Annotated in this window: 12 protein-coding genes; 9 read left to right on the top strand and 3 right to left on the bottom strand. The window is 72.2% G+C overall.

Annotation, left to right across the window (positions count from 1 at the left end; genetic code table 11):
• Nucleotides 1-103: 103 nt before the first annotated feature.
• Nucleotides 104-490: a metallopeptidase family protein gene (locus S1361_RS16340; RefSeq protein ID WP_208032574.1), complete on the bottom strand. Its 387-nt coding sequence runs from the start codon at nucleotides 488-490 to the stop codon at nucleotides 104-106.
• 351 nt (nucleotides 491-841) lie between these two features.
• On the opposite strand from S1361_RS16340, the gene S1361_RS16335 reads away from it, so the two are divergent.
• The 6 genes from S1361_RS16335 to S1361_RS16310 all read left to right on the top strand — a co-directional run bounded on the left by S1361_RS16335 (nucleotide 842) and on the right by S1361_RS16310 (nucleotide 6,711).
• Nucleotides 842-1,267 carry a DUF3499 domain-containing protein gene (locus S1361_RS16335; RefSeq protein ID WP_208032573.1) on the top strand — a complete coding sequence of 142 codons (426 nt, stop codon included), beginning with the start codon at nucleotides 842-844 and terminating at the stop codon, nucleotides 1,265-1,267.
• A gap of 215 nt (nucleotides 1,268-1,482) precedes the next feature.
• A complete protein-coding gene (locus S1361_RS16330) occupies nucleotides 1,483-2,847 on the top strand; it encodes a phosphomannomutase/phosphoglucomutase (protein ID WP_208032572.1) in 1,365 nt (454 codons plus the stop codon).
• A 74-nt stretch (nucleotides 2,848-2,921) separates the two neighbouring features.
• Nucleotides 2,922-3,092, top strand: a complete 171-nt coding sequence (locus S1361_RS16325; RefSeq protein WP_208032571.1) for a Trm112 family protein — start codon at nucleotides 2,922-2,924, stop codon at nucleotides 3,090-3,092.
• A 56-nt stretch (nucleotides 3,093-3,148) separates the two neighbouring features.
• Complete coding sequence (locus tag S1361_RS16320) at nucleotides 3,149-4,276, top strand: SIS domain-containing protein (protein WP_208032570.1); 1,128 nt, start codon at nucleotides 3,149-3,151, stop codon at nucleotides 4,274-4,276.
• A gap of 135 nt (nucleotides 4,277-4,411) precedes the next feature.
• The gene (gene manA, locus S1361_RS16315; RefSeq protein WP_208032569.1) at nucleotides 4,412-5,563 is read left to right on the top strand and encodes a mannose-6-phosphate isomerase, class I; all 1,152 of its coding nucleotides are present in this window, start codon (nucleotides 4,412-4,414) and stop codon (nucleotides 5,561-5,563) included.
• Nucleotides 5,564-5,730: 167 nt separating this feature from the next.
• Nucleotides 5,731-6,711, top strand: a complete 981-nt coding sequence (locus tag S1361_RS16310) for a cation diffusion facilitator family transporter (RefSeq protein ID WP_208032568.1) — start codon at nucleotides 5,731-5,733, stop codon at nucleotides 6,709-6,711.
• A gap of 349 nt (nucleotides 6,712-7,060) precedes the next feature.
• Here S1361_RS16310 and S1361_RS16305 read toward each other — a convergent pair whose 3' ends face one another.
• Nucleotides 7,061-9,139, bottom strand: a complete 2,079-nt coding sequence (locus S1361_RS16305; protein ID WP_279577655.1) for a fructose-specific PTS transporter subunit EIIC — start codon at nucleotides 9,137-9,139, stop codon at nucleotides 7,061-7,063.
• A 456-nt stretch (nucleotides 9,140-9,595) separates the two neighbouring features.
• Between S1361_RS16305 and ahcY the strand changes: the two genes are divergently transcribed.
• Entirely contained in the window at nucleotides 9,596-11,053 is a 1,458-nt protein-coding gene (ahcY, locus tag S1361_RS16300) for an adenosylhomocysteinase (protein ID WP_208032567.1), read from the top strand.
• Between the two features lie 168 nt (nucleotides 11,054-11,221).
• A complete protein-coding gene (locus S1361_RS16295; protein ID WP_208032566.1) occupies nucleotides 11,222-11,836 on the top strand; it encodes a hypothetical protein in 615 nt (204 codons plus the stop codon).
• A 42-nt stretch (nucleotides 11,837-11,878) separates the two neighbouring features.
• Here S1361_RS16295 and S1361_RS16290 read toward each other — a convergent pair whose 3' ends face one another.
• Entirely contained in the window at nucleotides 11,879-12,976 is a 1,098-nt protein-coding gene (locus S1361_RS16290) for an RDD family protein (protein ID WP_208032565.1), read from the bottom strand.
• 143 nt (nucleotides 12,977-13,119) lie between these two features.
• Here S1361_RS16290 and S1361_RS16285 point away from each other — a divergent pair, with 143 nt between their 5' ends.
• Nucleotides 13,120-14,127, top strand: a complete 1,008-nt coding sequence (locus S1361_RS16285) for a stage II sporulation protein M (protein WP_208032564.1) — start codon at nucleotides 13,120-13,122, stop codon at nucleotides 14,125-14,127.
• Nucleotides 14,128-14,396 lie beyond the last annotated feature (269 nt).

Raw genomic sequence — 14,396 nt, 5'->3', positions numbered from 1 at the left:
CCCGGAAGCACAGGGCGCCCGGGAGGCACAGGGGCGCCGGAAGGCGGAGGACCCCGGAAAGCAGAGGACGCCGGAGAGGACGGGGTGCCAGGAAGAGGCGCGCCTAGTCCTCCCCGTACCGGGGATCCACCGTCTCCGGTGTCAGCCCGAGCAGCTCCGCCACCTGCTCCACGACCACCTCGTGCACCAACGCGGCCCGCTCGTCCCGTCCCTTGGTCCGGATCTCCACCGGCCGCCGGTACACGACCACCCGGGCCCGCCGCCCGTCCCGCGCAGGGATGATCCCGCCGAGCGGCACGGCATCGTCCGCCCACGTCACCTGGTCGCCCCGCCCCTCCAGCCGGGGCACCTCCAGCACCAGGAAGTCGATGTCGGCCAGCTGCGGCCACCGCCGCTCCAGGCGCTCCACGGAGTCCTGCACCAGGTCCGCGAACACCTCGGCACGGCTCGCCGCCAGCGGCACCTGGGGCGGGGCGATCGGCCCCCGCATGCCCCGCCCGTGGCGGTCACGGCGACGGGGCCCGGGGCCGGCGGCACGGGGCGGTACACGGTTGTCCATCACTGGTGAAGCGTAGTCCCCGCACCCTCCGCCCGTCCGGCTCCACGCGGCAACCGGCCCACAGCCCCCTCTGTCGCAGTGTGAACATTCCAGCCAAGCTCTGGCTCGTTTCCGTAACTCTCCGAGACTGCCGAACTCAAGCCAATTGACTGTGTTTGTACCGACTCATGACCGGATGCTGCCTCGCCCGGCGCTCGCCGGAAATCCGTCCGCGCAGGTCAACAGGCCCTGTATGAAGGGGTATGTGGGGCGTCTCACAGCACGACACGGTGGAGTGACCTGGTGGAGAGTCGTCGCGGCCCGCTCAAGAGTGCGGTACCGTCCAACGTCGTGAGCCCTGTACGTCGCTGTTCGCGCACCGCCTGCGGCCGACCCGCCGTCGCGACGCTGACGTACGTCTACGCCGACTCGACCGCGGTCCTCGGCCCGCTCGCCACCTACGCCGAACCCCACTGCTACGACCTGTGCGCCGAGCACTCCGAGCGCCTCACCGCCCCGCGCGGCTGGGAGGTCGTACGACTCCTGGACGCCTCCGCGCCCGCGCGGCCCAGCGGAGACGATCTGGAAGCGCTTGCCAACGCCGTGCGCGAGGCGGCCCGCCCCCAGGAGCGCGCGGCCGAGGCGGGCGGCGGCGGTACCCGCGCCGCGGACCCGATGGAGGTCGCCCGCCGCGGCCACCTGAGGGTGCTGCGCTCCCCGGACAACTGAGCGCCCCGGCCGAGGACGACTGAGCGCCCCGGCCGAGCGCCATCCCGCGCCACCCCGCCGTCGGCGTGACGGTCCGGCCCGTCCGGGCGTTACCGAGGGGGGTCCGCAGAGGGTCCCCCGAGAGGTCGCCGAGGGGCCACCCGGTGTCCGCGCACCGCTCCCTTACTCCCGGCGGGTAGTTTGTGGGCACCCATAGGACTTCAGGAGGGTTGGCCGTGACTGCTGATCTGTCGCAGATCGTGAAGGCGTACGACGTACGCGGAGTGGTCCCGGACCAGTGGGACGAGGCACTGGCCGGACTCTTCGGCGCCGCCTTCGCGGAGGTGACCGGAGCGGCGGCCATCGTCGTCGGCCACGACATGCGGCCCTCGTCCCCCGGTCTCTCCCGCGCCTTCGCGCGCGGCGCGGCGGACCGCGGCGTGGACGTCACCGAGATCGGCCTGTGCTCCACGGACCAGCTGTACTACGCCTCCGGCGCGCTGAACCTGCCGGGCGCGATGTTCACGGCCTCCCACAACCCGGCCCAGTACAACGGCATCAAGCTGTGCCGCGCGGGCGCCGCCCCCGTCGGCCAGGACACGGGTCTCACGCAGATCCGCGAGCTGGCCGAGCGCTGGCTGGCGCAGGGCGCCCCGGAACCCGTGGAGCGGCCGGGAACCCTCTCCTCGCGCGAGACGTTGGAGGATTACGCGGCGCACCTGCGCTCACTGGTCGACCTCACCTCCATCCGCCCCCTGAAGGTCGTGGTCGACGCCGGCAACGGCATGGGCGGCCACACGGTCCCCTCGGTCTTCGCCGGTCTGCCCCTGACCCTCGTCCCGATGTACTTCGAACTGGACGGCACCTTCCCCAACCACGAGGCCAACCCGCTCGACCCGGCCAACCTCGTGGACCTGCAGAAGCGGGTCCCGGCGGAGGGCGCCGACCTCGGCATCGCCTTCGACGGCGACGCCGACCGCTGCTTCGTCGTGGACGAGAACGGCGACCCGGTCTCCCCGTCCGCGATCACCGCCCTGGTCGCCGCCCGCGAACTGGCCCGCAACGGCGGCACGGGCACGGTCATCCACAACCTGATCACGTCCCGCACGGTTCCGGAGGTCGTCCGGGAGAACGGCGGCACGCCGGTCCGCACCCGGGTCGGCCACTCCTTCATCAAGGCCGAGATGGCCCGCACCGGCGCCATCTTCGGCGGCGAGCACTCGGCCCACTACTACTTCAAGGACTTCTGGAACGCCGACACGGGCATGCTGGCCGCCCTGCACGTCCTCGCGGCCCTCGGCGGCCAGGAGGTCCCGCTGTCCGCCCTGGTCGCCCAGTACGACCGCTACACCGGCTCCGGCGAGATCAACTCCACCGTCGCCGACCAGGCCGCCCGCCTCGCCGCGATCCGCACCGCGTACGAGGGCCGCGCCGACGTCACCCTGGACGACCTCGACGGCCTCACGGTCGCCGGGACCGACTGGTGGTTCAACGTCCGTCCGTCCAACACCGAGCCGCTCCTCCGCCTGAACGCCGAGGCCAGGGACGAGGCCACGATGACGAAGATCCGCGACGAGGCACTGGCGATCATCAGGGGCTGAGCGTCCTGCCCATCAGCGGTACGCTGACCGGGCCTATCCACATGACACACACCCGCCCCCCGAAGGGACTTCCCATGGCGCTCGAAGCCGGCCTCCTGGAGATCCTCGCCTGCCCGGCCTGCCACGCCCCCCTGAAGGAGCAGGACACCGAGTTGATCTGCACGGGACAGGGCTGCGACCTCGCCTACCCGGTCCGCGACGGCATCCCCGTCCTGCTGGTCGACGAGGCCCGCCGCCCCGAGTGACGAGGCCCCGCACCTCGTAGGACCCCCAGATCCCCGGCGATCGGAGGCTGCCGCCCATGCTGGACGAATCGCTGCTCGACACCCCGGAAGGCCTCGCCGAGGCCGACCGCCGCGGTCTGCTGCGCGGCGCGGCGGAGGCGGGCGCCCGTGTCCGCACCGCCGCCCGGCACGCCGCCGAGGCCGGCATCGGCGACCTCAAGCCGGACGGCCGCCCCCGCGCGGTCCTCATCGCGGGCCCCGGCGCCGCCGCCACCCACACCGCCGACCTCATCGGCACGCTGGCCGGGGTGGGCAGTCCCGTCGTCCGGCTGGCCCCCATCGGCGTCGCCCCGGCCGCGGGCGCCCTGCGCTGGGAGCTCCCGGGCTGGGCCGGTTCCGTGGACCTGCTGCTGATCGCCACCCCGGACGGCACGGAACCGAGCCTCTCCCTCCTCGCCGACCAGGCCTACCGCCGCGGCTGCTCGGTCGTCGCCGTGGCCCCGCCGCACACCCCGCTCGCCGAGGCCGTCGCCGGCGCGCACGGCCTGTTCGTACCGATGGCGACGGCACCGTACGACCAGGAGGAACCGCTCGCCGCGTCCTCCCCGGGCGTCTTCTGGGCGCTGCTGACCCCGCTGCTGGCGCTGCTGGACCGGATCGGCCTGATCACCGCTCCGGGGGACGCCCTGGAGAAGGTCGCCGACCGCCTGGACCACATCGCCGAGCGCTGCGGCCCCGCCATCGCGACCTACAGCAACCCCGCCAAGACCCTCGCCGCCGAACTGGCCGACGCCCTGCCCCTGGTGTGGACCGAGGGCGACTCGGCCGGTCCGGCCGGCCGCCGGTTCGCCTCCGCCCTCGCCGAACTCGCCGGCCGCCCCGCCCTGGTCGCCGAACTTCCCGAAGCGCTCGCCGCGCACAGCGCCCTGCTGGCCGGCCCGCTCGCCGCCAGCGCCGACCCCGACGACTTCTTCCGCGACCGCGTGGAAGAGCCGCCCGCGCTGCACGCGCGCGTGGTGCTGCTCCGCGACCGCCCGATCGGCGGCCTCACCGCCGCCCCCGCCGCCCGTGACGTGGCCCTCAGCCACGACACGCCGATCAGCGAACTCGAACCGGAGGAGGGCGGCGAACTGGAGACCCTCGCGGAACTGATCGCCGTCACGGATTTCGCCGCCGTTTACCTGGCGCTCGCTTCGGGGGCCTGATCTGACTCCTGGCCGACCGCCCGCGCCCGCCGACGGCACGACACGTGCCCCGGCGGCCCGGGGAGTCCCGCCGGCGGCGCGACAAGACGCGACAGCGCCGGCTGAGCAGCGCACGTACGGAGACAGAGAAGACACATGGACCGCCTCGACAACACCATCCGCCCCTACGCCTGGGGTTCCCCCACCGCCATCCCGCACCTCCTCGGCGTCGAGCCGACCGGCGAACCCCAGGCGGAGATGTGGATGGGCGCGCACCCCGGTGCCCCCTCGCGCACCCCGCGCGGGACGCTCGTCGAGGTCATCGAAGCCGACCCGGAGCGGGAACTCGGCGCCCGCGCGGTCGCCAGGTTCGGGCCGCACCTGCCGTTCCTGCTCAAGATCCTCGCCGCCGGAGCGCCCCTGTCCCTCCAGGTGCACCCCGACCTGAAGCAGGCCACGGAGGGCTACGCCGACGAGGAGCGGCGCGGCATCCCGGTCGACGCCCCGCACCGCAACTACAAGGACGCCAACCACAAGCCCGAACTGATCTGCGCGCTCACCGAGTTCGAGGGCCTGTGCGGCTTCCGCGACCCGGTCCGGGCCGCCGACCTGCTCGACGGGCTCGGCGTCGACTCCCTCAAGCCGTACGTCGACCTGCTGCACGCCCACCCCGAGGACGCGGCCCTGCGCGAGGTGCTCACCGCGATCCTGAGCGCCGACCCGGAGGAGATGGCGCACACGGTCGCCGAGGCCACCGCCGCCTGCACCCGCCTCGGTGGCGCCTACGCCCCCTACGCCGACATCGCCCACCACTACCCGGGCGACCCCGGCGTGATCGCGGCCATGCTGCTCAACCACGTCCGCCTCCAGCCCGGCGAGGCCCTGTTCCTCGGTGCCGGCATCCCGCACGCCTACCTGAGCGGCCTCGGCGTCGAGATCATGGCCAACTCCGACAACGTCCTGCGCTGCGGCCTGACCCCGAAGCACGTCGACGTCCCCGAACTCCTGCGGATCGTCCGCTTCGAGCCGGCCGACCCGGGCGTGCTGCGTCCCGAGGCCTCACCGGAGGGCGAGGAGGTCTACGAGACGCCGACCGACGAGTTCCGGCTCTCGCGGTACGTCCTCCCCGAGGGCGGCACCGCCCACGACCTCACCCGGGACACCCCGCAGATCCTGCTCTGCACGGCAGGCACCGTCCGCGCGGGCGAACACGAACTGCGCCCCGGTCAGTCGGTCTTCGTCCCGGCCGGCGAGCGGGCGGAGATCTCCGGCGCGGGCACGGTCTTCCGCGCCACCGTGATCGTATGACCAGGCCTGTGGGCGACCGTCGGATCGTATGACCGGGGTTGTGGATACCTGACGCTCCGCTGCCCGGCCGGGCTGCAAGAATGACCCACCGGCAAAGGCTGGGCAAAACCGGGCACACGCCTGGACGGAGCCATGAGGCGACAGAGGCGAAGGGACAACGCGGACACATGAGCGCGTCAGGCGGTACCAGGGCGATCGTGGCGGCACTCGGCGCCAATCTCGCGATCGCGGCATCGAAGTTCGTGGCGTTCGCGTTCAGCGGCTCCTCCTCGATGCTCGCCGAGGGCGTCCACTCGCTCGCCGACTCCGGCAACCAGTTCCTGCTGCTCGTCGGCGGCAAGAAGGCGCAACGCGAGGCAACCCCGCAGCACCCCTTCGGCTACGGCCGCGAGCGGTACATCTACGCCTTCCTCGTCTCGATCGTGCTCTTCTCCATCGGCGGCATGTTCGCCATCTACGAGGGCTACGAGAAGATCCGCCACCCGCACGAACTGGAGCACTGGTACTGGCCGGTCGGCGTCCTCGTCTTCGCGATCATCGCCGAGGGCTTCTCCTTCCGCACGGCCATCAAGGAGTCCAACGAACTGCGGGGCAAGCTCTCCTGGTCCCAGTTCATCCGCCGCGCCAAGGCGCCCGAGCTGCCCGTCGTCCTCCTGGAGGACTTCGGCGCGCTCATCGGTCTGGTGCTCGCCCTCGGCGGTGTCGGCCTGGCCCTGCTCACCGGCGACGGCACCTGGGACGGCATCGGCACCGTCTGCATCGGTGTCCTGCTCGTCCTGATCGCCCTGGTCCTGGCCGCCGAGACCAAGTCGCTGCTGCTGGGTGAGGCGGCCGGCCTCGAGGACGTCAGGAAGATCGAGGCCGCGATCGTCGACGGCGACACGGTCACCGGCATCATCCACATGCGCACGCTGCACCTCGGCCCCGAGGAGCTGCTGGTCGCCGCCAAGATCGCCGTGCGGCACGACGACACGGCCGCCGAGGTCGCGAGCGCCATCAACGCCGCCGAGGCCCGCATCCGCGCCGCCGTCCCGATCGCCCGCGTCATCTACCTGGAGCCGGACATCTACAGCGAGGCCGAGGCCGCCAAGGGCCCCGACCCGGAGGCGACCCCGGGCGGCCCGACCCCGCACTCCGCCGGGCACTGACCGGTACCGTCCTGCGAGACCGGCGCCAACCTCCGACCGGCATCGCTCTCGCAGGACGGGCGTCCGCCCTGGACCGGCTGCGTCGGCCAGGGCGCCGACGGCACCGGTCGGCGCCTTCCGCTCTCCGCGGGGGGCCTGTCGGACCCGGGCCCTCGCCCTGAGCGGCCTTCCCGTCCGGGGCGGGCTCGGGAGGCCTGTTGCGGGACGACGGTCCGGGCCCGCCGGATTCCGCGGGAGTCCAGGCGGAACCCCGCCCTCGCCCCGGGCCGCTCGCCGGCTCCCGCGCGGGCCGGGGCGGAGGCCCGTACGCGGAACCCGCCGCCCCAACTGCCCCGTCAGCCCTGTCGGCTCACCCCACCTCGGCCAGCACCTCCAGCACCGCCCGCTCGTCCGGCGCCGCCAGCAGCCGCTCCCGGAACCCGGTGTCCATCAGCTTGCGGGACAGAAGCGCGAGGATCCGCAGATGCTCGTCGCCCGCGGCAGCCTCCGGTACGGCGATCATGAAGATCAGCCGGGCCCTCGTACCGTCCAGCGAACCCCACTCCACGCCCTCCGACGACCGCGCGAAGCCGACGACCGGTGCCGTCACCGCGTCCGTCTTGGCGTGCGGTATCGCGATCTCCTCGCCGAGGCCGGTGCTCCCCTGCTCCTCGCGCCGCAGCGCGGTCGCCACCAGCTCGGCCACATCGGCGACCCGGCCACTGCGCGCCAGCAGCTCCGCCATCTCCCGGATCGCGGGCTCCTTCTCCACCGCCCCGAGCGCCACCCGCACGGTCCGCTCGGTCAGATACCCGGACAGCACCTCGGGCACCGCGTCCCCGGCGGTCCGCGCAGCGGCCCCCGTCGCCGTACCGCGCGCAACCGGACCAGCTGCCACCTCGACGGCAGCGGCCCCGACCGGCGACAGCTCCCGCCCCGCCTGTCCCGGTACGACAGCCCCGGCACCACCCTCGCCGACGGCCTCCGTACGCCCCCGGCGCCCGCTCACGTCGACCAGGGCCACCGTCGTCAGCGCCGTCACCACCGTGCCGATCGCCACGGCCACGAAGAACATCGGCACCCCGCTCACCGCGCCCAGCACCGCCACGATCGGCCCGCCGTGCGGCACCGCGTCCTTCACCCCGGCCAGCCCCGCGACCGCGCCGGCCACCGCGCCGCCGAGCATGTTCGCCGGGATGACCTGCGCGGGCCGCGCCGCAGCGAACGGGATCGCACCCTCCGAGATACCGAAGCACCCCATGAACAGGGCCGCCAGACCCGTCTCCCGCTCCTGCTCGGTGTACAGCCGCCGGCGGATCAGCGTGGCCACGCCCTGGCCGAGCGGCATCACCGGGATCGCCGCCGCGCACATGCCCATCACCGTCTGGTTGCCGCTCGCGATGAGCCCCGCGCCGAACAGGAACGCCGTCTTGTTCACCGGGCCGCCCATGTCGAACGCGATCATCAGGCCCAGGATCGCGCCGAGCAGCACCGCGCTGGTGCCGGTCATCCCGCCGAGCCAGCTCGTCAGATGTTCGAACACCCACGAGATCGGCTTGCCGATGACGTAGATGAAGAACAGTCCGAGTGCCGTCGTCGCCACGATCGGGATCACGATGATCGGCATGATCGGCTGCACGAACCTCGGCACCCGGACCTTCTTGATCCACAGCACCAGGTACCCGGCGAGGAACCCCGTCACGATGGCTCCGATGAAGCCCGCGCCGGCCTCGGAGTCGTACAGCGCCCCCGTGTTGGCGATCCAGCCGCCGATCATGCCCGGCACCAGCGCGGGCCGGTCGGCGATGGCGTAGGCGATGTAGCCGGACAGGACCGGGATCATCAGCTGGAAGCCGATCCCGCCGACCGCGTTGACGTGCGCCCAGAAGGTGCCCTCCGGGATCACGTAGCCCTTGGCCGTGGCATGGCCGCCGAGCGCCAGCGAGACCGCGATCAGCAGGCCGCCGGCCACGACGAACGGGATCATGTACGACACGCCGTTCATCAGCGCCTTGTACACCGCTCCCCGCTCGCTGCTCCCGCCCGGGGCGGACGGCAGGCGGCCGTCGCCGGCCCCGACCGCCCGGTGCACAGGCGCCGACCGCACCCGCTCTATCAGCTGCTCGGGGTGGTGGATGCCCTCGGCGACCCCGACCGTGAGCACCCGCTTCCCCACGAAACGGCTCAGGTCGACGTCCTTGTCGGCGGCGACGATCACACCGTCCGCGTGTCTGACATCGTTGTCATCGAGGACGTTCTCGGCCCCGATGGACCCTTGCGTCTCCACCTTCATCTCGATGCCCCGGCCGGCAGCGGCCTGGGCGAGCTTCTCCGCCGCCATGTAGGTGTGCGCGATGCCGGTCGGGCAGGCGGTCACCGCCAGCAGCCGCAGCGGCTGCCGCCCGTCATCGAGGCCACCCGTGGCGGGCGGCCCGGCCGGATTGGTCACGTCGATCTCCTCACGCCGTCGTCGCACGGGGTGTCGTCCTCGCCACCCCGCGAGCGCAACCGGAACTCCCGGTCCCCTGCATCCTGCACCACCCCACCTCCGGCCCAAAGACGTAAAAGTCCCTGTTCATGCCGCTCTGGCGGCACCGGCTCCACGGTTTCCGCACAACCACCAGCGCCCGCGCCCACCCCGCGGCCCGCCCCGCATGCGGCCCCGCGAATGCCCAGGCGGGCTGGGGCCGACCGGGCCGTCCGGTGTAGCTTGGGACGGAGCCAGACGTCGCTGCTGATGGCGGTCGGGCGGTCCCGAGCGGACCGACCGAGGGAGAGAGGGCCTCCGACGGACTGCGCTGCGCGTACGTGGGCATGCCTGTGTCCTCTTCTCGGGCACCCCTGTGTCCGCCGCCGCGCAGACCAGCCGTACCCACCTCGACCCAACCCCGAGGAGCAGCTCGCAATGACGACTGTCGAGAACCGACAGGACTTCAAGGTCGCCGACCTCTCGCTGGCCGAGTTCGGCCGCAAGGAGATCACCCTCGCCGAGCACGAGATGCCCGGCCTCATGGCGATCCGCAAGGAGTACGCCGAGGCCCAGCCCCTCGCCGGCGCCCGCATCACCGGCTCGCTGCACATGACCGTGCAGACCGCCGTGCTCATCGAGACCCTGGTCGCCCTCGGCGCGCAGGTCCGCTGGGCCTCCTGCAACATCTTCTCCACCCAGGACCACGCGGCCGCCGCCATCGCCGTCGGCCCGAACGGCACGCCCGACAACCCGCAGGGCGTCCCGGTCTTCGCCTGGAAGGGCGAGACCCTGGAGGAGTACTGGTGGTGCACCGAGCAGGCGCTGACCTGGCCGGACACCCCCACCGGCGGCCCCAACATGATCCTGGACGACGGTGGCGACGCCACCCTCCTCGTCCACAAGGGCGTCGAGTACGAGAAGGCCGGCAAGGTCCCCGCCCTGGAGACCGCCGAGTCCGACGAGCACCGCGTCATCCTCCAGCTGCTGCACCGCACCCTGGACGAGAACCCCCAGAAGTGGACCCAGCTGGCCTCCGAGATCCGGGGCGTCACCGAGGAGACCACCACCGGTGTCCACCGCCTGTACGAGATGCAGCGCGACGGCTCCCTCCTCTTCCCGGCGATCAACGTCAACGACGCCGTCACCAAGTCGAAGTTCGACAACAAGTACGGCTGCCGCCACTCCCTGGTCGACGGCATCAACCGCGCCACCGACGTCCTGATCGGCGGCAAGACCGCCGTCGTCTGCGGCTACGGCGACGTGGGCAAGGGCTGCGCCGAGTCCCTGCGCGGCCAGGGCGCCCGGGTCATCGTCACCGAGATCGACCCGATCTGCGCCCTGCAGGCCGCGATGGACGGCTACCAGGTCACCACCCTGGACGAGGTCGTCGAGACCGCCGACATCTTCATCACCACGACCGGCAACAAGGACATCATCCTCGCGTCGGACATGGCGAAGATGAAGCACCAGGCGATCGTCGGCAACATCGGCCACTTCGACAACGAGATCGACATGGCGGGTCTCGCGAAGATCCCGGGCATCGTCAAGGACGAGGTCAAGCCGCAGGTCCACACCTGGACCTTCCCCGACGGCAAGAAGATCATCGTGCTGTCCGAGGGCCGCCTGCTGAACCTGGGCAACGCCACCGGCCACCCGTCGTTCGTGATGTCCAACTCCTTCGCGGACCAGACCCTGGCCCAGATCGAGCTGTTCACCAAGCCCGACGAGTACCCGATCGGCGTCTACGTGCTGCCCAAGCACCTCGACGAGAAGGTCGCCCGCCTCCACCTGGACGCGCTCGGCGTCAAGCTCACCAAGCTGCGCCCGGAGCAGGCCGCGTACATCGGCGTGGAGGTCGACGGCCCGTACAAGCCGGACCACTACCGCTACTGAGCCGGCGATCCCACAGCCCGGCCGGCCGGGGGAGCGCCGGTGCACCGACGCATCCCCTGGCAGCAGGTCCTCCGAGGCAGGCCCCCGCACCCCCGTGCCGGGGGCCTGCCCCTTTGGCCCCCCGACCTATGGCTTCCGGCCGGACCAGCCCCGAGACCCAGGACCCCCATGCCCCGCGGCCGCTATTCGCTCCACGATCCGCACGATCACACCCCCCTCGCAGAAGAACACTTCCAGTGCGCCCCCGGCCCGTCCGGCTGGCGCTATGTCTCGCGACTGACCGGCCCCGCCGGTGACCAGCGCGGCTCGGTCGACCTCGCCCTGGACGACCTCGGCCGTCCCATCCGCCTCGAACTCCACGCGGGCGGCTGGCAGGTGCGCGGCGCCGCCCTCGACGGCGTCACCTGGGTCCGCACCGACCCCACCGGCACCCATGCCACCGAAGGCAATGTGCGCGCCCACGCCTTCACCGGCACGTCCCCCGCGTTCCTCGTCGCCACTGCCCGGCTCCTGCGCCTCACCCCCTCCTCCGCCGCGACCCGCGTACGCCTCGTGGCCTTCACCGACCCCGTCCTCGCCCCCCGGACCCTGGACCAGTCCTGGGCTCTGGTGAACAGCGAAGCACACGCCACTGACAACGGCCCCCTGACCGTGGACGAATACCAGGTCACGGCCCTGGACACCGGCGAACAGCACGCCGTCCACATCGCCGGCGACGTGGTCCTGGCCGCGCCCGGGATCGAGCTGGAGGACCTGGAGTCACCGCCGTCCAGATTCGACTGACGCCGCCTGCTCCCGCTGCTGCGCCGACGGACCCCGGCCGCGTTACGCCGGCGGCGCGAACCCGGTGGCCGGCCGGTCGACCCGCGACTCGTCGCCCTGCGGCACAGGCGCCGGAGCGAGCGGGGCCTGCGGCTGCGCAGCCCGGTCCTGGGCGGAATGCGGGACGGAACCCTGGGGCTGGTGCCCGGCCGACGGCTGGGAGGCAGTGGGAGGCCGGGACGACGCCGGAGCCTGAAGGGGGGACCCGGACCCATGCGAAGACCGGTACGGGGTCTGAGGCGGCGACGGGTACGAGACCGGCGCCGGGGCCTGGTGGGCGGCCCGAGCCGGATACGAGCCCGGCGCACCGGCCTCTGCGACCGGCGGCGGGAAGCCGTCGGACACCACACCGCCGTGACCGAACGCCTGCCGGGCCTCTCGGGACTGCCGCTCGTGGACCACGGCCGCCAGGAAAGCGGCGGGCGGCAGATCCTGCGGCACCGGAGCCCCCGTACGGCCCGCGAGCTCGGCCGCCAGCCGCTGTGCCATCCCCGCCGACACCTGCGGATCGAGCTGGTGCATCCGGGTCAGGTACTGCCGGACGGCCAGCCACAGCCCGTCCGGCACCGCCGACAGATCCAGCCCGGCGAACCGCCCCGCGAGCCACGGCGGCGGAGGCGGAACGAACCCGGTCCGCCCGGCAGGTATCCGCTCGCGCACGACCAGCGTGCCGGCGAACACGTCCCCGAGCCGCCGCCCCCGCGCCGAGACCAGCGAGGCGATACAGGCCACCACCCCGAACGTCATCAGGATCTCGACCACTCCGATCGCGCCCCGCACCAGCGCGTGCCGGAACCGGATCGGCCCCCCGTCGTCCCGCACCACCCGGAGCCCGAACGCCAGCTTCCCCAGCGAACGCCCGTGACTGAGCGTCTCGACGGCTATGGGCCCGCCGACCAGCACCAGCAGAAACGTCGCGATCGACAGCGCCACCTGCGCGGCCTCGTCCAGCGAAGCCGTCGACGCCACCAGCACCATGATCACGACCAGGTACGCGACCATCGCCACCACCAGGTCGAGCAACACGGCCAGCGCCCTGCTCGGCAGCTTCGCGGGCCGCAGTTCGAGGGCCACCGCCTCGCCCGTCACCAGCTCACTCACGCCCGACGTCCTTCCCTGGTCAGCCCTCTGCACCGCAAGTCTGCCAAGCTGTGGGCGCATCGCGCCGCAGTACGACAAGCTGACAGCAACGACGAGCATCCACGACGAGTCGTGGACGACCAGCCGAGGAGCATGCAGACCCGATGGACCTGGACGTCTTCGTCTCCGTACACCGAGCCGAATGGGACCGGCTCGACGCACTTCTCCGCCGTCGGCGCCGGCTCACCGGCACCGAAACAGACGAACTCGTCGCCCTCTACCAGCGCACCGCCACCCATCTGTCCCTCATCCAGTCCAGTGCGCCGGACCCGCAGCTGACCGGACGGCTCAGCCAACTCGTGGCACGCGCGCGCAGTGCCGTCGCCGGCACCCGTCGCGCCTCATGGCGCGACGTGACGCGGTTCCTGAGCCAGGGCTTCCCCGCCGCCGTCTACCGCACCCGCCACTGGTGGGTCCCCACGGCACTCGTCTCCACCGCCGTCGCCATCCTCCTGGGCTGGTGGATCGGCACCCACCCCGAGGTGCAGTCGTCCATCGCGGCGCCCGGCCAGCTGCGCGAGCTGACCCGCCCCGGCGGAGAGTACGAGACCTACTACTCCAGCCACCCCGCGGCCGCCTTCGCCGCCCAGGTGTGGACGAACAATGCCCAGGCGGCGGCGATGTGCCTGGTCCTGGGTGTCTTCCTCGGACTGCCCGTCCTCTGGATCCTCTTCCAGAACATGCTCAACCTCGGAGTCGGCTTCGGCCTCATGTCCTCGGCCGGCCGCCTCGACACCTTCCTCGGCCTGGTCCTCCCGCACGGGCTGCTGGAACTGACCGCGGTCTTCGTCGCCGCCGGCACCGGCCTGCGCCTCGGCTGGACCCTCATCGACCCCGGCCCGCGCACCCGGCGCGCCGCCCTCGCCGAGGAAGGACGAGCCGCGGTCGGCATGGCGATCGGCCTCGCCCTGGTCCTGTTCGTCTCCGGCGCCATCGAAGGTTTCGTCACCCCCTCCGGCCTGCCCACCTGGGCCCGCATCGGCATAGGAGTGGCGGCCGAGCTGGCATTCCTGGCCTACGTCTACGTCCTGGGTGGTCGTGCGGTTCGCGCCGGCGAGACCGGTGACGTCGAAGCGGCGGACCGCAGCGCCTCCGTGCCCGTGGCTGCCTGACCCCACCGGATGTGCGCCCGGCCCCGGTGACCTGCTAGTCTCCTCTTCGCCCCGCGAGAGCCGTTGACACGGAGGGAGTGGGGAGGTAGATTCAAACAGTTGCCCGGAGTTGGACACATCCGCCGGGCGGCCGATAGAATCTAATCGCTTCTTCCAGTCGTCGTGAACGACGCTCCGAGAAGCATTCCGATTACTCAGAAATGAGCAGCCGGTCAGACCGGCTGAGAACTTCTGATAAAGTCGGAACCGCCGGAAAGGGAAACGCGAGA

It is taken from the genome of Streptomyces cyanogenus (assembly GCF_017526105.1).
Taxonomy (GTDB): Bacteria; Actinomycetota; Actinomycetes; order Streptomycetales; family Streptomycetaceae; genus Streptomyces; species Streptomyces cyanogenus.
This window is presented reverse-complemented; position numbering and strand designations above follow the sequence as displayed.

Coding starts and splice junctions, on each gene's coding strand:
- S1361_RS16295 (WP_208032566.1), top strand. CDS start 11,222: ATGCCCCGCGGCCGCTATTCGCTCCACGATCCGCACGATCACACCCCC.
- manA (WP_208032569.1), top strand. CDS start 4,412: ATGGACCGCCTCGACAACACCATCCGCCCCTACGCCTGGGGTTCCCCC.
- ahcY (WP_208032567.1), top strand. CDS start 9,596: ATGACGACTGTCGAGAACCGACAGGACTTCAAGGTCGCCGACCTCTCG.
- S1361_RS16340 (WP_208032574.1), bottom strand. CDS start 490: ATGCGGGGGCCGATCGCCCCGCCCCAGGTGCCGCTGGCGGCGAGCCGT.
- S1361_RS16310 (WP_208032568.1), top strand. CDS start 5,731: ATGAGCGCGTCAGGCGGTACCAGGGCGATCGTGGCGGCACTCGGCGCC.
- S1361_RS16325 (WP_208032571.1), top strand. CDS start 2,922: ATGGCGCTCGAAGCCGGCCTCCTGGAGATCCTCGCCTGCCCGGCCTGC.
- S1361_RS16285 (WP_208032564.1), top strand. CDS start 13,120: ATGGACCTGGACGTCTTCGTCTCCGTACACCGAGCCGAATGGGACCGG.
- S1361_RS16320 (WP_208032570.1), top strand. CDS start 3,149: ATGCTGGACGAATCGCTGCTCGACACCCCGGAAGGCCTCGCCGAGGCC.